This window comes from Solibacillus sp. FSL R5-0449 (assembly GCF_037975215.1).
GTDB lineage: Bacteria > Bacillota > Bacilli > Bacillales_A > Planococcaceae > Solibacillus.
Genome location: NZ_CP150239.1, coordinates 1,897,432 through 1,923,517, shown reverse-complemented (window position 1 = coordinate 1,923,517; position 26,086 = coordinate 1,897,432). Strand labels below are relative to the sequence as shown.

Below are 26,086 nucleotides of genomic sequence, written 5' to 3'. Positions count from 1 at the left end.
TAATTAATCATGGGAAATTTTTTTACTAGTCTAATTTTAATATTGTCCATCTTTGGACTTGTACTATTTATTATGAATAAGTTTTTAAGAAAATGGCTAAACGTGGAGAAGAAAGAGTTTTTCTCCAATCACTTTGTAAATAAAAAACATAAAAAAATGGATTGGACTATTAGAATTACTTTTATAGTCGTTATGCTAGTTGGTTTTTTCTTTAACGTCAGTGAAGATCCTTCAAAGCACATTTGGTTTTTGCAACCATATATCCTTTTGTTTGGATTAATTTTTGTAACTGAACTGGTCAGGATTGTTATGGAGAAAAGATATGCTGCAAACAAAAATGATTATATTTTTACATCTGTACAATTAGTAGTCATCTCGCTATTTTTAATCGCAATGTTTTCGACAGATTTTTTTGGCTTGCTGGCATGGGAGTAAATACGTATACTTTTTCGCTTAAAGCTTATTGAGAAAGGAATCACTGATGAAAAAGAAGAAGTTAATAATAGCGGTTATTTTAATCGTTCTTATACTTGCAGGGCTGTTCCAAGTTACGAAACTGAGAACCTTTCAATTATTTGGTGCGTTGACCTACCACGCGGAAACAGAGGAGAAGGTTATCGCTTTAACTTTTGATGATGGGCCGACGAAGAATGTGGATCAGCTTTTGCCTTTGCTGGATGAATACAATGCGAAAGCTACGTTTTTCCTTATCGGTAATGAAATCGAAAAACACCCTGAAGAAGCAAAAAAATTATTCGAAGCAGGGCATCAAATTGGGAATCACACGTATTCCCACAAAAGAATGGTATTAAAATCGCCTTCTTTTATTAAAGAGGAAATAGAAAAAACGGATGAGCTGATCAGAAGCATTGGGTACACCGAGGAAATTGATTTTCGCCCACCTTACGGCAAAAAATTCATTGGCCTGCCTTATTATTTAAACAAACATAATAAGGAAACCATCATGTGGTCGTTGGATCCGGAAACGTATTATACAAGTGTAAATGAAAAAATCAGTTATGTACTGGAGAACATTGAACCGGGCTCGATTATTTTACTGCATCCAATGTATGATCAAACCGGCGAGACATTACAAGTTGTCGAAACGATTTTACAAGAACTAAAGAATGAAGGGTATCGGTTTGTAACAGTGGATGAACTTCAGGCATTATGATCTCTTTGATAGCACAGAAATTTATAAGACCTGTATCTTTGATTACTCGATAATCTACGGTACAGGTTTTTATAATTGTATAACAAAGTATTTTTTGGAATTTGAACCTATATAGCATTGGCAATCGTCTAATAGCAGAATTGATAATGATTAGTAAGGGGGGCAGTACATTGGACAGTGAAGAAAAGGATTATTTACTAGAAAAAATAATGATTGAATATGGGACTGAGCTGGTGCGGCTTGCATTTTCCTATGTGAGAGATAAAGAAGTTGCGAAGGACCTTGTTCAAAATACATTTATAAAATGTTATAACAACCTGGAATCCTATCGATTTGAGGCGCAAATCAAAACATGGCTTTATCGTATAACCATCAATGAATGCAAAGATTATTTGAAAAGTTGGCACTATAAAATGGTACAGGTTAAAAGTTTTATAAATGAAACAACCAAAGCTGTACTACCATCAATAGAAAAAACCGTAATTGATAAATATAAAGATGAAGAAATTAAAGATATCATTCTATCTCTTCCTAAAATCTATCGGGAAGTTGTTTATCTTTACTATTATAATTCATTAAACACAGAAGAAATTGCCGGTGTATTGGATATCTCTGTGAATACTGTGAAGACGCGATTAAGAAGAGCGAAACATCGGTTAGAACCGATGATAAAGGAGGCGGAACTTAATGGAAGATAATCGATTTAGAAGGGAAGCTAACAATTTAGATCAAGAATTGAAATTTACTAAAGAGGACCGGAATGAAGTATTCAAAAGAATCCATAACTCACAGAAAAATAATATCCCCCAAAAATATGTAAGTCCACTAAGAAAAGCGATCCCGCTTACATCTGCTTTTTTCATTGTAGGCCTATGTTTATTTTTATTCCTTCCGTCAATGCTTCCTGGGAATATGACTAATGAAACAAGTAGCGTTAGTTTAAATAAAGAAGCAAATCCCACTGTTACAGGCACTACAGGAACAGAAGAGGCAAAAGTGTTAACGACATTAATTACGGTTAAGTCTGAAGAAATGGATGATCGAATTTACCTCAACCTTTTACTTTCATACAGTACAGACAAAAATATGGTGAAAGTAGTATCGATTCCTTATGATACATATGTACCTGTCGCTGAACAAGATGAAGAGACTACTTTAAACGGCAAACTGTTATTTGCGTATAATTACGGGGGAGCTAAAAATGTGAGAACAATTGTCTCTAAACTTTTTGATATACCGATTGATCACCATGCAGTGATTGAACTGAGGAGTTTTTCTTCTTTCATTGATTCTATTGGCGGAGTAGAGTATCATTTGCAGGATGATATGACAGTAAGAGGGATAACTCAAGGGACAATAGAATTTAAAAAAGGCGCCAATCAATTAAATGGAGAAGGAGTTATAGCATTAATGATGGCTGCTACAGAACCGAACAACCTTGATGAAGGGAACCTTTTAAAGCTGATGGAAGCAGTAATAGATAAAGCGGAAAATGAAACCTCACCAAATAAGTTGAAAGTATCATTTGCAAATTCATTAAGCGATATGCAGTTGTTAGATAAGGATATTAGAGCTTTCCAACAAATATCTTTAAGCGGCGGAATGATCGATGATGCAATTACAATAAATAATACGGAAGGCCAACACATTTACAGGTTAGATGAGGAGTTTTTAAATGCAGTAACGAAAGAGTTAACTACCTTTAAATAATAAATGAAAGAGGCCAGGACATAATAGAATTATTGCTAAATAAAAGGAAAGCCTTTATTAAGAAATGGATATATAGCAAAATTGATTGGAATGGAGGGCGACTCCTGCGGGAATAGCGTGACGCCTGAGACTACAGGCTCAGGCCACGCCCGCGGAAAGCGTCCCGGAATGGAAATCAATTTTAACGCTCAGCAAAGAAATGCTATTTTTCTCTTAGAGAAAAATAGCATTTCTGGGTTATGTTCCAGCCTCATTTTAATTGATTTATTTAATGGATCACTTTTTTATAGTTCTAATGGCTATCTGTGTTAATTTATGTCATGACGAATTGATTTATCGACTAACTTAGCAGGTTAGGATGAGTACTGATTTTTTGCTCTTTTTTGAATATTTATATATTATTAAAACAAAAAAATATTGTTATTGATTCTATTGACGGTTTAAATTTAAGTTGATATTATTCTACTATTGTTTTTAGAAAATCTAATATACCTTGTATAAATTCAAGAAGATGGCTTGAAAGTTTCTACCAGCTACCGATAATAGCTGACTACAAGGAATGGGAAATAAATTTTATTTTTATTCCATTTTGTAGAGAAGCTTTGGCCTATATTGGTCAAAGCTTTTTTTATTCTAGGATAATAAATTAATTGCTATCGAAATAGCAACTAGGAGAGTACAACATGAAAAACTTTTTCAAATTTGCAGAACGGGGTACTTCGTATAAAACCGAAACACTTGCTGGGATTACGACATTCTTATCAATTGCCTATATTTTAATCGTCAACCCTATTATTCTAAGTCAATCCGGCATGGATCATGGTGCAGTATTTACTGCAACTGCGCTTACTGCAATTATCGGTACATTGTTAATGGGTATCCTTGCGAACTTCCCGATCGCTATTGCACCAAGTATGGGATTAAACTCATTCTTTACTTTTACCGTTTGTATTGGAATGGGAATTGATTGGCAAGTTACTTTAACAGGTGTATTTGTTGCCGGTATCATCTTCCTGATTTTAAGTTTATTTAAAATCCGTGAAAAAATTATTAACATTATTCCGAGTGATTTAAAGTTCGCGATTGCTTCTGGTATTGGATTTTTCATTACATTTGTCGGATTAAAAAACGGTGGCATTATCGTTGGTAATCCGGATACATTTGTGGCGATTGGTGATTTAACATCACCGATGACGTTATTAGCGATCCTAGGTATTTTCCTTACAATCATTATGCTAGTTAAAGGCATCAACGGCGGTATTTTCTACGCAATGGTTATTACTACAATTATCGGGATGCTGTTCGGTAAGATCGAAGTACCTTCTTCAATCATTGGTAGTATCCCAAGCCTTGAACCGACATTTGGTGTCGTGTTTGGTCATTTAGATGAAATTTTTACAGCAGAAATCCTGACAGTTATTTTCACGTTCCTAATTGTCGCTTTCTTTGACACAGCAGGTGCATTAATTGGACTGACAAGCCAAGCAGGCATGATGAAAGACAATAAAATTCCGAATATCGGCAAAGGGTTACTTGCCGATTCAGCTGCCGGTGTAATTGGAGCGGTATTAGGTACGTCAACACCTGCCACAAGCGTTGAATCTTCTGCGGGTATTGCAGTTGGAGGTAAAACCGGCTTTACATCAGTCGTTATTGCAGCATGTTTCGTCATCGCATTATTCTTCTCACCACTTGTTAGCGTTATTTCTGTGGAAGTAACATCTGCTGCATTAATTATTGTCGGTGCATTGATGGCGATGGAAATCCGTCGAATTAACTGGACAAAGTTAGAAATTGTCATTCCGGCATTTTTAACGATTATTATGATGCCGCTGACTTCCAGTGTAGTTATCGGAATTGGGTTAGGTTTTGTGCTGTATCCGATTTGTCTTATCGCACAAAAGCGCGCTAAAGAAATCCACCCGATCATGTATGTGCTTTGCCTGTTATTCCTTTTATACTTTGCATTTATTGTATAAATGGGCTACAAAATTAATGTTTTAAAAGACATAGGTTAGTTCAGCTAATCTATGTCTTTTTACTTTATAATTGTTTCATGGAATTGAATTTAGATTAGTTATTGAGGGGTGAATCAAACTTGTTATATTACGTAATTGATGCTTTTACCGAAACAAAATTTGGTGGAAATCCAGCAGGCGTTGTAATCCATGAAGATTTAGACGAAGAGTTTATGCAGAAATTTGCTGCGGAAGTTCGCTTTTCGGAGACAGCTTTTATTAAAAAAATAAACGCTCAAACATTTGAAATAAAGTTTTTTACACCAACTTCACAAGTAGAACTATGCGGACATGCTACGATTGCTTCTTTTAAAGCATTGTTGGAAAGCCAGGCTGTTGAAAATAATCATACATATATGATGGGAACACTTGCTGGAACACTATCTGTTGAGGTCAATCAATCATTTATAATGATGGAGCAAGCGAAACCTAAACTGGGGAAAACATTTGATGATTATGAATATTTGGCTGAACTTTTTAATATAGATAAAAGCCAAATAGGATGTGCAGGTTTTAACTTGATTCCTCAAGCTGCAAGCACAGGGCTTTGGGATATTATGCTGCCTATAAAAACTAATGAAGCTTTAAATGCGCTAAAACCTGATTTTAAAGCACTTGCTGAATATACAAAGGTCAATAAAGTAGGCGGTGTCCATGCATTTACGCTTGATACAAATGAAGGTGTAGCAATAAGTAGAAACTTTTGTCCGCTCTATGGGATTGACGAAGAAGCCGCAACAGGAACTTCAAATGGAGCATTAACATATTATCTTTTTCATCACAATGTGTTAAATGAATTTAACGAAGAATACATTTTTCTTCAAGGATACAGTATGGATAGACCTTCTCGCATTATTACGAAATTGGTAAATAAGAATAATCCTTTAGTTATGGTAGGCGGAAATGCTACTATACTGACAAAAGGGGAAATTTACTAAGGATTTTAGAAAATATCGATATCAAATTTTCGAGCATGAACCTGCTACAAGGATCATGCTCGTTTTTTATATTGAATCGGGAATTGAAAATCGAATGGCGTTTGGATAATTATGTTAATATTTATAAGGATAGTAAATGGAAAAGTAAAAGAGGTGGGAAAATGTCTCATGTAAGAATACGATGTACAGCATTGATCATCGAAAATAATTCGTTACTTTTAGTCGAGTATGATGACAACGGGATCCATTATAATTTACCGGGCGGGGGACTTGAACCCGGTGAAACAATAATGGAGGGTGTCGCAAGAGAAGTGCTTGAAGAAACTACGGCAGAAGTTGAGGTTGGTCCGTTAGCATTGATTTATGAATTTCCACCGCATAAGCAATCGGGTGATTATGATGAAAATGGGAAACATGGACTTCATCTTATATTTGAATGTACATTAAAGAATCAATCGGTCCCGAAATTACCCGAAAATCCAGATCCAAATCAAACGGCGGTGAAATGGATTTCTATAGAACAATTGGATTCAATCTTGCTCATTCCAAATATCAAAAATCAAATAAAGAACTATATTGATAATAAAAGAAATATTGAATTGATTGAGGATTACAGCCTGGAGAAACTATATTTGAAGTGAATGTCAGTTTGATAAAATATTCTCAGAAATATATAAAATAATAAAATGGAGGGGTTATCTAATAGCTGATTATTATACTGAAACGAGAGCCTACTTCACTTTGTTTGGCGAGGATTTTCCTTTGGAAGAATTCACGAGAGAAATTGGAATCATTCCAACAGAAGCATACAAAAAAGGTGAGGAAGTTATTCGAGGTAAAACAAAACATATAAGATTTGAAACGGCATGGGAGTACGGGCTCGATTACAAAATGACTAACTACCCTGAGGAACAAATTCACACCATAGTAAATATACTATATAACTCAATAGATATTATTAAAAAATATGTAGATACCTACAATCTGAAATGTAAATTAGTTACGGTTGTTTGTTTTAATCGTGAGCCTACACGAAGGCTTGTTATGAATAATAAAGCAATTGAATTTGCCAATCGGGTAAATGGAGAATTTGAATTCGATATTTATAATTTTGCCGATTAGAAAGGTGTTTTAATGGGTTTCTAATTATTGTTGCTTACTCCTAATTACTGAAACTTTTATGTCCCCGATTCCGTATAAACTATAACAAATCGTTTAGTTGGAGAGGGGAATATATATGTCTGAAAAAGGCTGTTTAAAATGTGGAAGTAAGGATGCGAGCAAGAAGGAAGTGGCGATGACTGGTACGGGGTTATCGAAAATGTTTGATGTTCAACACAATCAGTTTATTGTCGTTTACTGCAATAACTGTGGATATTCTGAGTTCTATAATAAAAAGTCGTCTTCAGCATCAAATATTTTGGACCTGTTTTTTGGTTAAAAAACAAAACTGCTATTTAAAAACTTACCGGAGTCTAAATGATTTAAATCAGAACTAATCATGTAAATGTCTTGCATTTTTTCTTCTGTGGCGTTAAGATAAGGTCAAGTTAATAGACCGGTTTGAGTTAAAGAGAGACCTTAAAGAACGCACAAAGCGATATTTGTGTGGTGCTTTAAGGTCTCTCTTTTTTTGTCTACAATAAGGAGGAAACATTATGTCAACAGCTTCATCATTACAACGTTCAGTCATCATGAATGATTTACAAAGCAAAGAATATGACGTTTTAGTTATCGGAGGCGGTATTACAGGTGTGGGAATCGCACTTGATGCCATTACGCGCGGTTTGTCGGTCGCATTAGTGGAAATGCAGGATTTTGCGGCAGGTACATCGAGCCGCTCAACAAAATTAGTCCACGGCGGTTTACGCTATTTAAAACAATTTGAAATTAAAGAAGTAGCCGAGTTAGGTAAAGAGCGTGCGATCGTGTATGAAAATGGTCCACACGTAACAACACCTGTATGGATGCTATTACCGTTCCATAAGGGTGGTACATTCGGTAAATTCTCTACATCTGTTGGATTACGTGTGTACGATTTCCTGGCTGGGGTAAAAAAATCAGAACGCCGCTACATGCTAAATAGTGCGCAAACTTTAGAAAAAGAGCCATTGGTTAAACAAGCCGATTTATTAGGTGGCGGTGTTTATGTTGAATATCGTACTGATGATGCACGCTTAACGATCGAAGTTGCAAAAACCTCGATTGAAAAAGGTGCCGTTTTAGCGAACTACACGAAAGCTTCAGGCTTTTTATATAATGATGCAAAAAAAATTATTGGCATTGAAGCAACTGATTTACTAACAGATGAAACAATTCAAATTCATGCGAAGAAAGTCGTGAACGCAGCGGGTCCATGGGTTGATGATGTACGTAGCATTGAAGGCAAAACAAGCGGTAAGCATTTAATTTTATCGAAAGGTGTTCACATCGTATTTGATGAATCGAAATTCCCGTTAAAACAGGCGGTTTATTTTGATACACCGGATGGCCGAATGGTATTTGCGATTCCGCGTAACGGTAAAACGTATGTTGGTACGACAGATACATTTTATGAAGGGGATCCGCGCAATATGGATATCGAACAATCCGATCGCGATTACATCATGAACGCCATCCACTATATGTTCCCGAATGTAAAAGTAACGGATGCGGATATTGAGTCAAGCTGGGCTGGCGTACGTCCGTTAATTCATGAAGAAGGAAAAGGGCCATCTGAAATTTCCCGTCATGATGAAGTATGGGAATCGGCTTCTGGCCTCGTTACAATCGCAGGCGGTAAATTAACAGGCTATCGTAAAATGGCAGAAGCCGTTGTAAATAAAATTTCAGCAAGTTTAAAAGCAGAATTCGGTATAGAGAGCAAGCCTTGTATTACTAAAAACATCCCGATTTCAGGCGGTGAAGTAGGCGGCTCAAAACATATCGAAACATATATTTCGAAAAAGACTGAGTTAGGTGTGAAAGCGGGCTTAACGAAAGAAGATGCAGCTCACTTGGCTCAGCACTACGGCTCGAATGTTGAAAAAGTATTTAGCTATATGGAGAAAGCAAACGACACGATGCCGAAAGCTTTATTTGCACAGCTTCAATATGGCATCGAGCATGAGCTTGTGACGACACCTGTCGATTTCTTTGTGCGCCGTACGGGGAATATGTTCTTTAATATCGATTCAGTAATGGCATATAAAGATGCTGTCATTGCACAGCTGGCCCAACAGTTAAATTGGACAGATGCCCAATTAACGGAGTTTACAGAACTGTTGAACATTGAAATTAAGCGTGCAACAACGGCAAAATAATGTAAAATAATATTGTGATATAATTTTGGCTCATCGAAGGCGTGGGAGATTTGAATTAACGCACTCGATGAGCCATATTAATATAAACAGATTTCTTAATATAGGAGGATGTTATGCCGTTTAATGATCAGAAAATTATTCCTGCTGCCCGAACGATTAAACAGTTTGATAAAGTAGTAAAAAGTGAGTTTGAATATATCGTATTGCTTGAAGTGCATTTAAGCCATCTACGCTCGCTTAAACAAGAAGCCGATCGTCATGGAAAAAAATTAATTATTCATGCGGATCTAATTCACGGCTTGAAGACGGATAATTTCGCCGCGGATTTCTTGTGTAACGATATACGTCCTGCAGGCATTATTTCTACACGTTCCAATATGATTTTAAAAGCGAAATCACGCGGTATTTTAGCGATTCAACGTGTTTTTTTAATCGATACGATTGCGCTTGAAAAAAGCTATTCACTGCTGGAACAAACGTCACCGGACTTTATTGAATTGCTCCCGGGTGTTATCCCGGAAATGATTAACGAAGTCTATACGCAAACAGGCATACCCGTTATTACTGGTGGTCTAATTCGGACGGACGAGCAAATTAAGCAGGCATTTGATGCAGGTGCAATTGCCATTACTACGTCAAACAAAGAATTGTGGAAACGTTTTCAAAAAGTTGTTGACTAATGGATAATTTCAAACTATTATGATTACTAAGTCGATAAATACGTGGTTGAGTAAAGGAGTCCGCATGTACATTGTTTTACGTGAATTCGTAAAACAATTGTTACTTGCGGACTTTTTTTCTCTTCTAAGTATTTTATTAACGGAATATACATGAGCTAAGGAGGTTATGGAATGTCAACATTTACAGCCGAGTTAGTCGGCACGATGCTGCTAATATTATTCGGTGGCGGCGTAGTAGCAGGTGTTTCATTGCACAAGTCAAAAGGTGAAGGTGGCGGTTGGGTTGTAATCACTTTTGCATGGGGCTTTGCCGTAGCGATGGCAGCTTATGCAGTAGGAGGCATTAGCGGAGCGCACTTAAACCCGGCATTAACAATTGCTCTAGCAACAATCGGAAACTTTGCATGGGCAGATGTACCATTGTTTATCGTCGCGCAATTACTTGGAGCGTTTTTAGGTGCTGTGTTAGTGTACTTTGTTTATTTACCGCATTGGAAAGGCACAAAAGACAAAGGGGCAAAACTTGGCGTATTCTCAACAACTCCAGCAGTAAAACATATTCCATCGAACATGATTGCTGAGATGGTCGGCACATTCGCATTAGTATTAGGGATTTTAGCGTTAGGTACAAACGAAATAACATCAGGACTAAATCCATTTTTAGTTGGTATTTTAATTGTTGTCATTGGTATGGCATTGGGTGGTCCAACAGGTTATGCGATTAACCCGGCCCGTGACTTAGGTCCACGTATTGCCCACGCGATTTTACCGATACCAGGTAAAGGAGATTCCGCTTGGTGGTATGCATGGGTACCTGTAGTTGCACCGATTATCGGTGGTGTTTACGGGGCAGTATTCTTCAGCTTCATCTGGAATGGAGCAGATGCAGCATTATTCTGGATTTTCAGTGTAGTAGTAGCGGCGGTGTTTGTAGCTGCACAAATGACAGTATCGAAAGTAGAAGAGTAGAAGAGTAGGAGGATTTGAAGATGACAGAAAAATTTATGATGGCACTAGACCAAGGTACAACTAGTTCTCGGGCAATTTTATTCGATAAAAATGGTACGGTATTTCATACAGCACAGCAAGAATTCCCTCAATATTTCCCGGAATCAGGTTGGGTAGAGCATAACCCGGAACAAATTTGGTCTTCCGTGCTATCTTGTATTGCTGCAGTATTATCAGAGAAAAATATACTTGCTAATCAAATTGCAGGAATCGGCATTACAAACCAGCGTGAAACGACAGTCGTATGGGATAAACATACAGGTCAACCTATTTACAACGCAATCGTTTGGCAATCAAGACAAACAGCTGGAATTTGCGAAGATTTAAAAGCGCGTGGCTTTAATGATACGTTCCGCGATAAAACAGGGCTGCTCATTGATGCGTACTTCTCAGGAACAAAAGTAAAATGGATTTTAGACAATGTAGAAGGCGCTCGTGAAAAAGCGGAAAATGGGGATCTCTTATTCGGTACGATCGATACATGGATTATTTGGAAATTAACGAACGGTAAAGTGCATGTAACGGATTATTCAAACGCATCCCGAACTTTAATGTTCAATATTTATGATTTGAAATGGGATGAAGAGCTACTTGATATTTTAACAGTTCCGGCTTCTATGCTTCCGGAAGTTCGTCCTTCTTCTGAAGTATACGGTCATACAGATGCAGATAATCTTTTCGGTCAGGAAATTCCAATCGCAGGTATTGCGGGCGACCAACAAGCAGCATTATTCGGGCAAGCTTGCTTTGAGCAAGGAATGGTGAAAAATACATATGGCACTGGTTGCTTTATGTTAATGAACACAGGTGAAAAAGCGGTGAAATCTGATCATGGTTTATTAACGACAATTGCATGGGGCTTAGACGGTAAAGTAACGTATGCACTAGAAGGAAGTATCTTCGTAGCGGGCTCTGCTATCCAGTGGCTGCGTGACGGCTTACGTATGTTCCGTAAAGCGGAGGAAAGTGAAGCATATGCAGCACGTGTAACATCTTCTGAAGGTGTATATGTTGTTCCGGCATTTGTAGGGTTAGGCACGCCTTATTGGGATTCGGATGTGCGCGGTGCAGTATTCGGCTTAACACGCGGTACAGAAAAAGAGCATTTCGTTCGTGCTACACTGGAGTCACTTGCCTACCAAACGCGCGACGTGTTAAGTGCAATGGAAGCGGATTCAGGAATTCCGTTAAGCACATTACGTGTAGACGGCGGCGCAGTAAAAAACAACTTCTTAATGCAATTCCAGTCAGACCTGTTAAATGTGCCGGTAGATCGTCCGGTTGTAAATGAAACAACGGCTTTAGGCGCAGCATATTTGGCAGGTTTAGCAGTAGGCTATTGGGAGACATTGGATGACATCTCAAACTACTGGAATTTAGATCACAAATTTGAGCCGGAGATGGGCGAAGAAGAGCGCGAAGCTTTATACACAGGCTGGGGCAAAGCGGTTAAGGCAGCACAGGCTTTTAAATAGTAGATTGACAATATAAATGCATAAAAGCTGTATGAAAAGTGAGTGAGCTTTTCATACAGCTTTTTTGTGTGGTCTATTCAACTGGTAATTGAACGATCGCTTTTACTGTAACTTCCTTAATTTCTTCCATTTTCACCAACCTGACCATTAGTACGTCATATTTTTCCTTAGCATTTATAAATACTAATACGGTAGTTTTAATTTGAAACAGACTCCCACTATTAATACTGAGGTAAAAATTAAAGTAAGAAATAATAATAATAAATCAAAAGATATCGAGTTTTTTTATATAATTTTCTAACTTTAGCTTCTATATTATCTCTTTTTACTGTGCTAATGCGTCATAACTGAAATTGCTAGGTTTCAGCAAACAATTGTCACATTTGTAATGTTTGTTATGGATTTGCAAAAGAAGCGCCATTCATTCCCTAGTGAAATCACGGTTTTTCTCTAGTAAGCTTGTTACAGATAACGAGAAAGGATTGATTTAACAATGTTGAAAAAAAGTATCGTGTTGTTCTTTAGTATGATGCTATTTGCGCTACCAGCTACTGCATCTGCAGCTACTTATACAGTAAAAAGTGGGGACACGCTTTGGAAGATTGCTTCTAAAAATCAAATCGGACTAAGCGAATTAATTGCTTTAAATCCTACATTAAAAAATCCGGATATGATCTATGTCGGAGAGAAAATTACGATTTCAGAAAATGAACAACAAGCGGTAGAGGAGCAAGTCGTAAGTCTGGTAAACAAAGAACGTGCACAGCAAGGATTAGCACCGCTTAAAATTGATTGGGAGCTAGCACGTGTTGCGAAATATAAATCTCAAGATATGCACGACAAAAATTACTTCAGCCATACAAGTCCTACATACGGCTCACCATTTGATATGATGAAAAAATTCGGTATCAGCTATACAGCAGCAGGTGAAAACATTGCAAAAGGTCAAAAATCAGCTGCGCAAGTAATGGATGCATGGATGAATAGTTCAGGCCACCGCGCTAACATTATGGATGCGAAATTTACGCATATTGGTGTAGGTTATGTTGCAGATGGTAACTACTGGACTCAAATGTTTATTAAGAAATAAAACTATCGAGTAAAATAGAAATAATGAATACCTTCTATTGAAATGAGCGCGATTCTGTAAAAAGAATCAGCGCTTTTTTTATTTGCAAGAGAGATGATTGAAGTATCAATTGCGTGGATATTCTTTTAGAAAATGAGAGAAACTAATGTACTCCAAAAATATATTATAGAAGATATGAGTTATAAATAATTTTTCGCAGAATATATTATTCCTAAGAAAGTATTAGGGGGATGAATATTTGGATTTAATAAAACCGATTTTATCGCACGCTAGTAGAATGCCGGACAAGAAAGCGTTAGTATTTGAAGATTGCACATATACTTACAAAGAATTAAATGATGAGATTAATCGCTATAGTAACGGGCTCATCAATCAAGGTTTAAAAAAGGGCGATAAAGTCAGTCTATATTTGAAAAATTCCCATTGGTTTGTCATTTGCGCATATGCCGTTATGAAAGCGGGAGGTGTCATCGTTCCTGTTAACTTCCGTCTAACAGCTAAGGAACTGAATTATATTGTGGAACAATCGGATTCAATCGCTATTATTACAGATGCAGATCAAACTGAATTGGTGAAAAATGCGGTAGCAAATATTGCTGCAAAGCCGATCATCTACAGTGTAGGAGATGCTGAGGATGATGTTATCTCAATAAAAGAAATTTATACTTCCCAAACCGAAAATCCCGATGTGGCAATAACAGCTGAAGATGCCGCGCAAATTCTATACACATCAGGTACAACAGGCAAGCCAAAAGGGGCACTGCTTACACACGGGAATGTGACGAATCTGAATAGCGCGCAAATGGTCATGATGAAATTAAATTATGATGATGTTTATTTACTCGTAGCGCCAGCATTCCATTCGGCAGGATTAAATATGGTACTTACATCCTGCTTTTTTGCCGGGGCTACAGTTATCATGATGCGTGACTTCCATCCTGTAGAAGCATTAAAGGCAATCGAACAGCATAAAGTGACGCTATTCTTTGGCGTGCCTGCTATGTATAACGCATTTTTCATGGTTCCAAAAGGTACTTTTGATCTTTCAACAATTCGAGGGTATGTGTACGGAGCAGCACCGATGTCACCGAGTATGATTGAAAAGGTTGTTGAATATTTAGGTTCAGACCGTTTCTACAATGCGTGTGGTTTAACGGAAGGTGGACCAGGAGGGGTTTATCTTACACCGGAAGAACATAAGACAAAGCTTGGTGCAAGTGGAAAAGCTATGACATTCCTGGATGTGCGGGTCGTAAATGACTACATGGAAGACGTATTGCCTGGAGAAGTTGGAGAATTTATTATGCGCGGCGAATCGGTTATGAAAGAATACTATAAAAAACCGGAAGAAACAGCGCAAACATTCCGGGATGGGTGGCTTTTAACGGGCGATTTAGCAACGATTGATGATGAGGGTTATATTACCCTTGTAGATCGTAAAAAGGACATGATCATCTCAGGTGGTGAAAATGTTTATTCGGTTGAAGTTGAGCAGATTTTAAATGGATACCCAGGCATTGTGGAGTGTGCAATCATCGGTTTGCCGGATCCGAAATGGGGTGAAGTGGTAACAGCTGTTATCGTTAAAAAGGAAGAGATAGAAATCGATGAAGAAGATATTAAAACGTATTGCCGCGATCAATTAGCAGGATATAAACTGCCGCGCCGGTTTATATATGTTGAAGCTTTACCACGAAATGTATCAGGAAAAATATTAAAATATCAATTAAGAGAAAATTGGAAAGAAAAAATAAAAAATTAAATCGTACCAAAATGGAACTGTACTTAATTGTTAGGAATATTTAACAATTTAGTGCAGTTTTTTTAAGTTATTATGACGTAACATGATGATTTACTTAATTGTTTGATGCATTAATTGGCTAAATTAAGTAAACTATTAAAGGATAATATAGTGAATTAGAAATATTGCGAAATAATAGGTGATTATATGAGTGTTAATAGGAATAAAATATCAAATATTAGAGATGAAATTAGCGATTTTTTAAACTCTTCTTTTGATACGAAAAAAATTAAAGAATCTAACATTGTATATAAAATGCTTGATGATATTTTAAACGCTATGAATGAATCAACAAATATTACGATTACAAATTATGACGGCACAATACTTTATGTGAATAATAATTTCTGCCGACTTTCAAAATATAAAAAAGAAGAAATTATTGGTCAAAATCATAGAATAGTGAATTCCGGAACACACACTAAAGAATTTTTCATACAAATGTGGCAAACAATTATTAGCGGTAATACATGGCGTGGTGAAATCCAGAATAGAGCGAAGGATGGCACGGTTTACTGGGTATTTGAAATTATCGTCCCGATCCTTGATGAGGAAGGGCAGCCATATTATTTCATTAGTTTCCAAACGGATATTACTGAAAATAAACAGGTGGAAACACAATTTAAAATGAATTTTATTCGGACATTTCAAAATCTGCAAAATGGGATTTTTAAAGTGCGAAAAGAACAGGACGGTACACTGAAATATACGATGTCAGAAGGTAAACTGATGGATGAAATCGGAGCGAGTGCTGAAATGATTTTATCCAAGTCACCTTTTGATGTATTTGATTTAGACATTGCAAAAATGAAACAAAGACTGTATACAAAAGCACTCACAGGTAAGAAAGTACAGTATGAGATTGAATTAGGCGGCAAACTTATTTTCGTTGATATTGAGCCGGTCTGCCATAACGGGGTAGTTACAGAAATCGTAGGAACTGTACACGATTTTTCGCAATTTAGAGAAGTTGAAAAGCAACTGAAAGTAAATGAAGAGCGGAACCAGTATTTAATGAATTACAGTTATGAATACATTACAATGCTGGATAAAGATGGCACTATTTTACATATGAATGCGAAAACGTTGAAACTTTTCGAAGTCGATGAAACAATTTTTGGAAACTTGAGTATTATCGATATTACGGTGGAAGAAGAACGCCCGGTTATTGCTTCATATTTCGAAAAGGTATTACTAGGTGAGGTTCAATTATTTGAGTTTGAAGTAAAGAACAACGGACAGCGAAGATTTTTAAATGTTACATTGGTTCCAATGATCAGTGAAAATGAAATCGACGTTATCTATGCAATCGGAAAAGATATAACAGAGGAAAAACTTGTGCTAGAACGCAATGCATTTTTAGCCCATCATGATGAACTAACAGGTTTACCGAATCGTCGGTGGATGGAACAAAAAATTCAGGAGTCATTAAAACTGGCGGAAGAGAATCAAAAGAAGATGGCAATTTTATCTTTAGATTTGGATAGATTTAAATCGATAAATGATACATTGGGCCATGCAGTGGGTGATGAATTACTACAGCAAATTGCAGTGAGATTGAACGCAAATCCGTATAAAGAAAAGTTTCATGTAGCACGCATGGGCGGCGATGAATTAATGCTGCTTTGCCCGATCGTAGAAACGAAAGATGAAGTAATTGAAATTGCACAAAATATATTAGAAAGCTTAAAAGATCCTTTTTATGTACAAGGTTCCGAATTGCTTTTAACTGCTAGCATCGGAATTGACTTTTATCCATCGAATGATGCCAATGTCACAGAACTGTTGAAAAGGGTGGATGTTGCACTTTATAAGGCGAAAGAGTTTGGGCGAAATATGTACCAAATTTATGATTCTTCGATGAACCAGGAAAATTACAAGTCGTTCGTAATGGAGCGTGATTTAAGAAAAGCAATTATGAACGACGAATTGGTGGCCTTCCTCCAACCGAGAGTTGATGCAATAACAGGCAAAGTCGTGGGTGCAGAAGCGCTTGTACGATGGAACCATCCGGAACACGGTTTAATTTCGCCTGGCCTCTTTATTCCGATTGCAGAAGAAACGGGATTAATAATCGCCATCGGAAAATGGATGAAGAACAGAGTGTGCGAACAATTAGTAGAATGGCGAAATGCGGGGGTGCCCCTCGTTCCGATTAGTGTCAATATTAGTTCCAAGCGATTTTTACAGCAAGGATTTGCTGAAGAAATAAGTGAATTATTAGAGCGATACGAATTAGAGGGGAAATGGTTAGAAATTGAAATTACCGAAAATTCAATAATGCTCAATGAAGAAACAGTTCAGAAAACACTGTTGGATTTAAATGAAATGGGCGTTAAAATTTTTATTGATGATTTTGGAACGGGGTATTCATCATTTAACTATTTGAAGGTATTTAAAATAGATGGAGTTAAGATAGATCAATCGTTTATCCGGGATATTTCCCATAAACCGGAAAACGCCACAATTACATCTGCCATGATAAAAATGGCGCAGCTGCTTAAGCTGGAAGTCATCGCTGAAGGCGTCGAAACAAAAGAAGAATTGGATTTTCTACTAGGTGAAAATTGCCGATATATTCAAGGTTTTTATTTTGGAAAACCATGCCAGGTAGAAGAATTTGAGCATTCGTTTTTAAAGTGAAATCTCAATAACATTATCTGCTAGTATTTTTTGTCCGTAATTGCCTATGCTAGTTTAAAAGGAGCAATCAAATGGCAAAGAAAAAACGAAACAAAATTCTTGTACCTGAAGCTAAACAAGAGCTGGATTTGTTAAAAGCGAAAGTAACCGGTTCTAGTAATCCTGAAGTGACAGTGCTAGAGGTAGCTAAGGAATTAGGCATTTCTCTAAATGAAGAATATAACGGCGAACTTACTTCTTTTGAAGCTGGTAAAGTTGGCGGGAAAATCGGTGGCAGCATGGTTAAGGAGCTAATTAAAATGGCACAAGAAAGTTTAAAGAAAGAACAATAAATTAAAGAGTGCTGCAAATTCCTTAGTATTAAGGGTTTGCAGCACTTTTCTTTTTTTAGAAGACATTCTACAACATTGAAATCCAGGTTATGTGCATAACAAATATCCCAGTATATAAGAACATGACGAAAGTAAGAACTACTCGCCAAACATTCGTTAATCTTGTAGGGAAATTTGATTTCCACAGTAACAAAATAGCACCAGATAAAGTGACTTTTATTCCAAGGATTGTTAAGGGTGAAAACGAACTCATCAGTGGGTTCGCTTCTTCAATCCATTCATTACTGAGCCCCCAAGCCGTACAAATACCATCAATTAGATTTAATAATAAAATAACCAACAACATACGTTTGATATTGAACAAAGTTTTCATTATTGTCGTTCATCGCTTGAATAGCAAGCTCTCCTTGTCAACGTTCTTCTTATTCTCTCCAACTTTAGACAAGCATTTACAAAAGTTATTATTTTTATACGGTTTTGTATAACTGAAATGAAATGGGAAGTCTATAGGAGGGGATTAGGCTCTGACAAATATAGTTGTATATCACTTCTTTCGAATTAAAAAATTCCCCAAATTTATTAACATAAACTCATTGAGTAGTATATATAACCTAACTAATTGATAGGGGAGTCAAAAACTATACATAAGTGAGAGAATATACACAGAAATAACTGAGACAAAAGTCATGTCGGTGGACTATACTTTAAAAGTAGGAATATTAAGAAAATGATAGTAATCGAGAGGAACTAACGTCACATGAATGTAAATAGTGTAGAAGCACACACAATCAAAGCAATGATCGTAGAAAAGAAAAATAATCACATAGTAGATGTACCCATGTCCGATCAAAAAGTAGTGGAAGCAAAAGAATTAATAATGAGTTCAGAAGTATTGGAGCTTGTTAATAGCACTCATTCAGTAGAAGGGCATTTACAAAAATGGCGAGGTACTGCTCGTTAATACATAGGCTTTAAACTAACTACATATTACATAAGAAAGCTCATTTCTAAAAAAGAATTGGGCTTTTTTTGTAAAGAAAAAGTTACCTTAAATAGTGTTCTGAAGTGGTGCAATAACTTTAACCAATAATGAAGGAATTGTTCCACTTCATATGGAAGTAGAAGAAGGTGGGATTATAGAGGGGGATTAAAAATGAAATTCAGAAAGAGCTTATTATTTTCTATTATTGCGTTTGCACTAACAGTAGTAGTAATTACTTGTAGTTTAGTTATTCAAAATGTAGGTTCCGTCAATCAAATATTTTTTCCAATGGTTACAGCTATTGTGGATTCGTCAGATGGAATGGAAGAGTGGGAACGTATAAGTTTTAACGCCCAAAAAGACATGACCTATAATAGCATTTTTTGGAGAAAGGAAGTTACGAATGACGCAAACAGTGCAGGTAATATACTCATGAGGGTAAAAGATATAAATGGAGAAATAGTAGTAAATGAATTTCAGATAACACCTGGAAAAAGTGAGAAATTAGAAGGGCTTAAGAATGGTAAAAAATATTTCTTTGAGATTAAAGCTGCAAAAGGAAGGTTTTTCATTAATGCTACATGAGAAATAGGCTCTCAACTAGTAGCTTGATACACAGAATCAGATTTCCGCAATCATGCACTTTTCGTAAAAAGATAAGTGCTTTATTCAATTATAGAGTTATATAGTGGATAACATTAGTTAATAATCACTGGAGGAGTTCAACATGTTTAAAGCTGTATTATTTGATTTAGATGGAACGTTACTGAATCGCGATAAGTCAGTAGATTTTTTTATTAACCACCAATATGAAAGACTGAATAAGATACTTTCTCATATTCCAAAAGAGCAGTATGTTTCACGATTTATTGAACTTGATAATCATGGATATGTTTGGAAAGATAAAGTGTACCAACAACTTATTGAGGAGTTTAATATATGTTCAGTAACTTGGGAAGAACTTCTCGAAGATTATTTGGACAATTTCAAACACCATTGTGTAGGATTTCCTCATATTCATAAAATGCTGGAGGAGTTAAAAAATAATGAAATCGCTTTAGGTATGATTACAAATGGATATGGTCAGTTCCAGATGGACAACATTAAAGCTTTGAATATTGTAAGTTATTTTGATGTAATTTTAGTATCCGAATGGGAAGGGATCAAGAAACCTGATCCCCAAATCTTTATAAACGCATTAGAAAAATTAAATGTCGAACCATCAGAGAGTCTATTTATTGGAGACCATCCTGATAATGATGTGAAAGCTGCTCAAAATGTAGGGATGGCTAGTATTTGGAAAAAAGATGATCAATGGACTGATGTAAAAGCTGATGCAATAATTGATGATTATTTAGAACTTCCTCAGCTATTAAAGAATTTAAGCAGTAACAAAAATTGCAATACATATAGCTTGCTCAAATAAGGGTTTGTACAAAGTAAATCAATAATACTAACAGAGCGTGAATACTATAGAAATTAGGCACATTTTATAAAAAGAAATGTGCCTTTTCTGTTGTGGTTGCATACTAGTGAAAACGATAAATATGAACGATCGAGTTAAGGTGCCTTATGGAAGATATATTCTCATATAGTTTATAAATCTTAGAATATCCTGGTTTTGAAAATGTTTAAATGAAAAAAATATCGGGCAACTAAGGTATAAGTTAACAAATTCAAACAAAAAGGAGCATTTATTATGACACAAACTTCGTATAATAATTTATCGACAACAACAGAAAATGATAATAATGGTAAGCTTTTAAGAGGAATGGTAATCGGGGCAGTTATCGGTGGTGCGCTTTCAATGCTTGACTCAACTACTAGAAATAAAGTTACTGAGACAACAAAAAATATGAAAGATTCAACAATGGATATGTACAGCCAAGTCAAAAACAATCCTTCAGAAGTAAAGGATGACTTGCAAGAGCGACTGAAATCCGCTTCGTCTGTATTAAAAGAAGCGATAAGCGATGCTCAAAACCTTTATGAAAAAGTAAACAATAACATTATTCAACCAGTTACTATGGTAACGGAAGAGTCAAGTGAAATTCTTTCCCATGCGAAAGATGCCACAACGGATTTAAAAGATATCGGCGGGAAAGTAAAAGAAGCCGGTGATGAAGTGAAGGGTAGCGGTAATGGGCAAAGCCAAGGTGCTTAGCTTCCGTGAAATTTTAAATGATTAACGTAAAGTTAATTTAGATTTTAAATTCAAAATCGAAAGCATACTCAAAACAAAAATCTCGCATTTTTAGGAATTATAAAAATGCGAGATTTTATAGTTAGCAAAAGTCTGAATCCCTTATTTCTCTGTTAAAAATACCGGATTTGTAAAAGCCTTATGCTTAAAGATTTGATAAATATAAATGAAAGAAACTAGGACTGTAAAGCTTAAACCAATGACGACACCTGTTTCATAAGCAAGCGCAAATCCTTCTGGCGCTACCATTAAGTATACAAATACTACAGAGGTCATGAATAGGGCTGGTAAACCTGCAATCCAGTGGAACTTGCCTGATTTCAATAAATACGATGTTGCAACCCAAAGCATAACTGTTGCAACCATTTGATTCGTCATCCCTACATAACGCCATAAGAATTGATAATCAATTGTTGATAGGAAAAATGCGGGTGCTGCAACTGCAACTGTTGCTAAAATTGGTGTTGTACTATTTTTTGAAAAACGAGAGCCTAAAAAGTCTAACACAATCATGCGTGCTGAACGTAATGAAGTATCACCTGTTGTAATTGGTAAAATTACAATCCCTAATATTGCTAAAATACTACCAAATGTACCAAGTAATGCAATTGAAATTTCGTCTACTACACCACCTGCACCAATTTCGGAGATTTTTGGTAATAATCCTTCTGTACCGCCATAGAAACTCATACCAGCCGCACACCAAATTAATGCAATGACACCTTCACCAATCATGGCACCGTAGAAGACTTTACGGCCTTCCGATTCTTTCTTGATTGTTCTTGAAATTATCGGGCTTTGTGTAGAGTGGAAGCCAGAGATTGCGCCACAAGAAATCGTGATCATTAATAATGGCCAAACCGGTAAATCATTCGGATGCATATTAGTTAAAGATACTTCAGGAATCGCAATACCTGAAGTGACTAGTGATACTAATACCGCACCGGCCATAATGATTAATACTGCACCAAATATTGGATAAATACGACCGATAATTTGATTGATCGGTAAAATTGCTGCCAATAAGAAGTAGATGAAAATCGCAATAAGTGCTGTCATAAATGTAATTCCTAATTTTGACGAAAGAACAGCAGCAGGTCCTGCAGTAAAGGCAGCTGCTACTAAAACCATTAATATTACTGAAACGATATCAGTGAAGACACGCATTACTTTACCTAAATAACGTTGAACAAGTGCAGGGAATTGTGCGCCTCCATGACGTAATGATAACATCCCTGCAAAATAGTCATGAACGGCACCGGCAAAAATACAACCAAATACGATCCAAATCATTGCAACGGGTCCATACAGTGCACCTGCAATGGCACCGTAAATAGGTCCAAGCCCTGCGATATTTAATAATTGAACCATCCAGCCCTTCCAGGCAGGCATGGGCATATAATCTAAATTATCAGCTTTTGTATAAGCTGGGGTCGGCGTTGCATCATTAACAATAAACACCTTTTCAATAAACTTTCCATATACGATATACCCTACAATTAATAGAGCGATCGAACCAAGAAGTGTATACATATATCTTCCTCCAATATTTCTGATAACTCAAATTATAGTAATGGAAGACTACGTTTGTAAACAAAGTTTTTAGAAAATTCAGTATAAATATCAATTGAAAATGTAAATATGCAAATAAAATATAATTAAACAAACATTATGTAGTGAAAATTGTTATATAAAAATATAATAAAAATCAAATAAATTTGAATGGAGATTGATAGATGTTCATGATAAATTGATAAAAATGGAAATCAACTATTAAAGTTTCCAGTGAAAATGGAAAATTCACAAATACCTTTCTGAAAATAGCTGTATTTCAATCCTGAAAGCACAGGGCACAGATAAGTAATTAACAAAAACAAGAGCATTAACCCGATGAAGGTTAATGCTCTTTCTAATAGAAATAGCTTTTATTCAGGAATGTAAGGTAATTCTAAGTCATTTGGCAGATTGATGACATGAGTTTCTGTGTAAGATTTGATGCCATCTAATCCGTATTCGCGACCTACGCCTGATTGTTTCACTCCGCCAAATGGGAAACGAACATCTAACCCTTGAATTGCGGCAGTGTTAATCATCGTTGTACCTGCTTCAATGCGACGAGCCACTTTAATAGCATGTTCTTCTTCGCCCCAAACGGAACTTGTTAAACCGTAAATGCTTTCATTGTGTAATTGAATCACTTGTTCTTCATCATCATATGGAAGGATTGGAACAGTAGGGCCGAATTGTTCCTCTACTACGACACGGTCATGAACATCTGCACCTAACACGAGTGTTGGTTGTAAGAAGTAACCGTTATCCATTAATTCAGGGTTTAGAATTGTTCCTAATGGAATAATTTTTGCCCCTTTATTTTTGGCATCACTTGAGCGTGATAGAGATTGCATTTCTGAATTAAAAATGAAGGACGTACTTGAAGAGTGGTACGATAACAAAATTAATGAAACCTTTCATGAATTTAAAAAGCTAAGGGACTTTTTATATAAGAAAGGATGTAAAATTGAAAAACAGAAATCTGATGATTATATGACATATTATTTTATTTTGTTTAGAGGATACGATGAAACGAGAAGCTACGGAAACATTGCTTTACGCAACTGGGTGAGTGAGGAAATGAAACGTATATTAGGAATGAAGTATTTAACACCGGCCGATAGAAAGTAAAGACCTCAATGTATTTTACCTTAAGAAGATTATTTCTTTTTATATAGGGAAGATATATTAACCGAAAAGAGATTTTATAGATATCGGTTTCAACAATGAGGAGCGATTCTTCAGATAATGTTGCCAAGTATACTATAATGAATAGATTATCCGATTTAAATTATTTAATAAGGGGTGTTTTTTTGGTCAGTAAAATAATGTTGGACGACAGAGTAATTCAACTGAGTAATTTTGAAGAAGAAAAAGAAAATGGACTTTATACAGTTTCAGTCACTTTTGATGTAACGAGTGAAGATTATCATGATATTGCAACGTTGCTTTACAACGGAACATTTGACGTGAAGATTCCTGAAAAAGATATAATGTTTAGAGGGACAATTTATAACTACTCCACTTCTATTACAAATTTGTATGAAAAAGATCAGGTAGGACAATATAAATTAACCTTAGTGGAAGAAAAGGGCTGAAAAATAATATGAAATTAAGCATTTTGGATCAATCACCGATCTCTTCAAATCAAACTCCACAAGATGCTTTAAATTGGTCATTGAAATTAGCGCAGGCAGGAGAGAAATTCGGATATACAAGGTACTGGATTGCCGAACACCATGATTTATCTGGACTGGCATGTCCTGCTCCAGAAGTGATGCTAAGCTATATTGGAGCTAACACGAATCGAATTCGTATTGGATCGGGTGCTGTTCTGTTGCCTCATTACCGACCATACAAAGTTGCTGAAATCTTTAATACGTTAGCGACACTATTTCCTAATCGTATTGATTTAGGGATTGGACGAGCGCCAGGTGGATCTTCTGAAGCGATGACAGCTTTATCCGGTAACTTTATAAAAAATGTCGGGAACTTTCCTTCCTTACTGACAGACTTACTTCATTTTTTAGATGATGATTTTCCGACAGAGGCCGAATATTCAAAGTTATCGGCTTCCCCAATACCTGAAAATCCGCCAATACCTTGGCTTCTTGGCACTGGTAAAAAAAGTGCTGTACTTGCAGCAGAAAATGGTGTGCCGTATACTTTCGGTTATTTTATGAGCGATGAAGATGGAACAGCTATTATTAAGGACTATATTGATAGCTTTCGCCCAAGAAAAGATGGGGAAACACCACAAGTCATCGTTACAGTTAACGTTATTTGCGACGAGACGACAGAAAAAGCAGAAGAAGTTGCAGCAAGCTATCTCATCTGGTTGTTACAAATGGAAAAGGGGGAACGCAAACAAGGGGTCCCTTCTATAAGTGAAGCAAAGCAGTATGAACTAACGGAAAAAGATCAAGAGATATTGGAAAGAGTTAGACAAAAATTAATTATTGGCAATCCTCAAGAAGTGAAACAGAAATTATTTGAGTTAAAAACTAAATACCACGCAGATGAAATAATGATTAATACGATTACACATTCACCACTAGACCGGATTCGATCCTATGAACTTATCGCGAAAGAAATATTTTAAAAGGCGATAGGAAGAAGAGCAAATGATGGTAAACGAAACCTCCTATATATTTTACATAAATAATGAACCATCACACATTCTATATACAGGAGGTGGGAATATGGGGAAGAAAATTTCGAAGGCGAATCATGGAAAAACAGGAGCTGAACTAATAAGTGAAGCTTTTGGCATGACCAAAAACGATAGCGAAGCTTTATTAGCACAGGCATCGGAAGTTCAAACTACAGATATTCCTTTAGGGAAAGAACATGTATATGCAAGGGATAGTACAACAACAACTTTGAACAACCTACATGAAGATAACACATCCGCCATTTTAGATCGAAATGGGCCAAGGTAATTATTGTAAGTAAATGCATAGTGACTTAAGGCAATTCTTCCTTTAAAGTAACTCTAACCTTTAAAATTCCTTAAATTAAGAGCTTTTGCTTTTAATTTGAGGGATTTTTTAATTTTACATAATTGATAAATACTAACCCGATAAATCTTCCACTATTAAAGTTTTAAAATGAATTATGAATTAGCAATAAAGAATTTTCTCAGAATAATTTTCCAATCTTTGAATATAAACTGATAA

Annotated in this window: 25 protein-coding genes, 1 pseudogene and 1 riboswitch; of the genes and pseudogenes, 24 read left to right on the top strand and 2 right to left on the bottom strand. The window is 36.2% G+C overall.

Going from position 1 to position 26,086, the window contains the following annotated elements; translation table 11 throughout:
* Positions 1-9 precede the first annotated feature (9 nt).
* From MKY27_RS09415 to MKY27_RS09315, 21 genes are all read left to right on the top strand, one after another.
* The gene (locus MKY27_RS09415; RefSeq protein ID WP_339171369.1) at positions 10-435 is read left to right on the top strand and encodes a DUF4181 domain-containing protein; all 426 of its coding nucleotides are present in this window, start codon (positions 10-12) and stop codon (positions 433-435) included.
* 46 nt (positions 436-481) lie between these two features.
* Entirely contained in the window at positions 482-1,174 is a 693-nt protein-coding gene (locus MKY27_RS09410) for a polysaccharide deacetylase family protein (RefSeq protein ID WP_339194596.1), read from the top strand.
* A 170-nt stretch (positions 1,175-1,344) separates the two neighbouring features.
* Positions 1,345-1,872, top strand: a complete 528-nt coding sequence (locus tag MKY27_RS09405) for a sigma-70 family RNA polymerase sigma factor (RefSeq protein ID WP_339194593.1) — start codon at positions 1,345-1,347, stop codon at positions 1,870-1,872.
* On the top strand, positions 1,862-2,884 hold the full coding sequence (locus MKY27_RS09400) for an LCP family protein (RefSeq protein ID WP_339194591.1): 1,023 nt from the start codon (positions 1,862-1,864) through the stop codon (positions 2,882-2,884). Before MKY27_RS09405 ends, MKY27_RS09400 begins: the two co-directional genes overlap by 11 nt.
* A 473-nt stretch (positions 2,885-3,357) precedes the next feature.
* Positions 3,358-3,457, top strand: a riboswitch (purine riboswitch).
* A 110-nt stretch (positions 3,458-3,567) separates the two neighbouring features.
* A complete protein-coding gene (locus MKY27_RS09395; protein ID WP_339194588.1) occupies positions 3,568-4,863 on the top strand; it encodes an NCS2 family permease in 1,296 nt (431 codons plus the stop codon).
* A gap of 119 nt (positions 4,864-4,982) precedes the next feature.
* Positions 4,983-5,840 (top strand): PhzF family phenazine biosynthesis protein, encoded by an 858-nt coding sequence (locus MKY27_RS09390; protein ID WP_339194586.1) that lies wholly within the window; start codon positions 4,983-4,985, stop codon positions 5,838-5,840.
* Between the two features lie 161 nt (positions 5,841-6,001).
* The gene (locus MKY27_RS09385) at positions 6,002-6,481 is read left to right on the top strand and encodes an NUDIX domain-containing protein (protein WP_339194584.1); all 480 of its coding nucleotides are present in this window, start codon (positions 6,002-6,004) and stop codon (positions 6,479-6,481) included.
* 100 nt (positions 6,482-6,581) lie between these two features.
* A complete protein-coding gene (locus MKY27_RS09380; protein WP_339171349.1) occupies positions 6,582-6,962 on the top strand; it encodes a DUF4279 domain-containing protein in 381 nt (126 codons plus the stop codon).
* 115 nt (positions 6,963-7,077) lie between these two features.
* Positions 7,078-7,281, top strand: a complete 204-nt coding sequence (locus MKY27_RS09375; RefSeq protein WP_339171348.1) for a zinc ribbon domain-containing protein — start codon at positions 7,078-7,080, stop codon at positions 7,279-7,281.
* A 217-nt stretch (positions 7,282-7,498) separates the two neighbouring features.
* Complete coding sequence (locus MKY27_RS09370) at positions 7,499-9,142, top strand: glycerol-3-phosphate dehydrogenase/oxidase (RefSeq protein ID WP_339194581.1); 1,644 nt, start codon at positions 7,499-7,501, stop codon at positions 9,140-9,142.
* 113 nt (positions 9,143-9,255) lie between these two features.
* Positions 9,256-9,822 carry a glycerol-3-phosphate responsive antiterminator gene (locus MKY27_RS09365; RefSeq protein WP_339194577.1) on the top strand — a complete coding sequence of 189 codons (567 nt, stop codon included), beginning with the start codon at positions 9,256-9,258 and terminating at the stop codon, positions 9,820-9,822.
* Between the two features lie 171 nt (positions 9,823-9,993).
* Positions 9,994-10,791 (top strand): MIP/aquaporin family protein, encoded by a 798-nt coding sequence (locus tag MKY27_RS09360; protein ID WP_339171345.1) that lies wholly within the window; start codon positions 9,994-9,996, stop codon positions 10,789-10,791.
* A 20-nt stretch (positions 10,792-10,811) separates the two neighbouring features.
* A complete protein-coding gene (gene glpK, locus MKY27_RS09355) occupies positions 10,812-12,305 on the top strand; it encodes a glycerol kinase GlpK (RefSeq protein WP_339194574.1) in 1,494 nt (497 codons plus the stop codon).
* Positions 12,306-12,798: 493 nt separating this feature from the next.
* A complete protein-coding gene (locus tag MKY27_RS09350) occupies positions 12,799-13,395 on the top strand; it encodes a CAP domain-containing protein (RefSeq protein ID WP_339194571.1) in 597 nt (198 codons plus the stop codon).
* Between the two features lie 238 nt (positions 13,396-13,633).
* Complete coding sequence (locus tag MKY27_RS09345) at positions 13,634-15,157, top strand: long-chain-fatty-acid--CoA ligase (RefSeq protein WP_339194568.1); 1,524 nt, start codon at positions 13,634-13,636, stop codon at positions 15,155-15,157.
* Positions 15,158-15,343: 186 nt separating this feature from the next.
* Positions 15,344-17,839 carry an EAL domain-containing protein gene (locus MKY27_RS09340; RefSeq protein WP_339194566.1) on the top strand — a complete coding sequence of 832 codons (2,496 nt, stop codon included), beginning with the start codon at positions 15,344-15,346 and terminating at the stop codon, positions 17,837-17,839.
* A gap of 71 nt (positions 17,840-17,910) precedes the next feature.
* Complete coding sequence (locus MKY27_RS09335; protein ID WP_339194563.1) at positions 17,911-18,171, top strand: alpha/beta-type small acid-soluble spore protein; 261 nt, start codon at positions 17,911-17,913, stop codon at positions 18,169-18,171.
* A 757-nt stretch (positions 18,172-18,928) separates the two neighbouring features.
* Positions 18,929-19,132: a hypothetical protein gene (locus tag MKY27_RS09330; RefSeq protein ID WP_339194561.1), complete on the top strand. Its 204-nt coding sequence runs from the start codon at positions 18,929-18,931 to the stop codon at positions 19,130-19,132.
* Positions 19,133-19,324: 192 nt separating this feature from the next.
* On the top strand, positions 19,325-19,738 hold the full coding sequence (locus MKY27_RS09325) for a hypothetical protein (RefSeq protein ID WP_339194558.1): 414 nt from the start codon (positions 19,325-19,327) through the stop codon (positions 19,736-19,738).
* A gap of 142 nt (positions 19,739-19,880) precedes the next feature.
* Positions 19,881-20,579 (top strand): HAD family hydrolase, encoded by a 699-nt coding sequence (locus tag MKY27_RS09320; protein WP_339194556.1) that lies wholly within the window; start codon positions 19,881-19,883, stop codon positions 20,577-20,579.
* Positions 20,580-20,852: 273 nt separating this feature from the next.
* The gene (locus MKY27_RS09315; RefSeq protein ID WP_339194553.1) at positions 20,853-21,317 is read left to right on the top strand and encodes a YtxH domain-containing protein; all 465 of its coding nucleotides are present in this window, start codon (positions 20,853-20,855) and stop codon (positions 21,315-21,317) included.
* A 141-nt stretch (positions 21,318-21,458) separates the two neighbouring features.
* Here the strand turns inward: MKY27_RS09315 and MKY27_RS09310 are convergent, their stop codons facing one another.
* Together MKY27_RS09310 and MKY27_RS09305 are read right to left on the bottom strand one after the other, a co-directional pair.
* Positions 21,459-22,889: a carbon starvation CstA family protein gene (locus tag MKY27_RS09310; protein ID WP_339194551.1), complete on the bottom strand. Its 1,431-nt coding sequence runs from the start codon at positions 22,887-22,889 to the stop codon at positions 21,459-21,461.
* A gap of 392 nt (positions 22,890-23,281) precedes the next feature.
* Positions 23,282-23,737, bottom strand: a pseudogene (locus MKY27_RS09305) (aldehyde dehydrogenase family protein); the annotation flags it as partial.
* Between the two features lie 483 nt (positions 23,738-24,220).
* On the opposite strand from MKY27_RS09305, the gene MKY27_RS09300 reads away from it, so the two are divergent.
* From MKY27_RS09300 to MKY27_RS09290, 3 genes are all read left to right on the top strand, one after another.
* A complete protein-coding gene (locus tag MKY27_RS09300; RefSeq protein ID WP_339194549.1) occupies positions 24,221-24,505 on the top strand; it encodes a DUF3219 family protein in 285 nt (94 codons plus the stop codon).
* Between the two features lie 8 nt (positions 24,506-24,513).
* On the top strand, positions 24,514-25,509 hold the full coding sequence (locus MKY27_RS09295) for an LLM class flavin-dependent oxidoreductase (RefSeq protein ID WP_339194547.1): 996 nt from the start codon (positions 24,514-24,516) through the stop codon (positions 25,507-25,509).
* A 100-nt stretch (positions 25,510-25,609) separates the two neighbouring features.
* Positions 25,610-25,849, top strand: a complete 240-nt coding sequence (locus MKY27_RS09290) for a cAMP-binding protein (protein ID WP_339194544.1) — start codon at positions 25,610-25,612, stop codon at positions 25,847-25,849.
* Positions 25,850-26,086 lie beyond the last annotated feature (237 nt).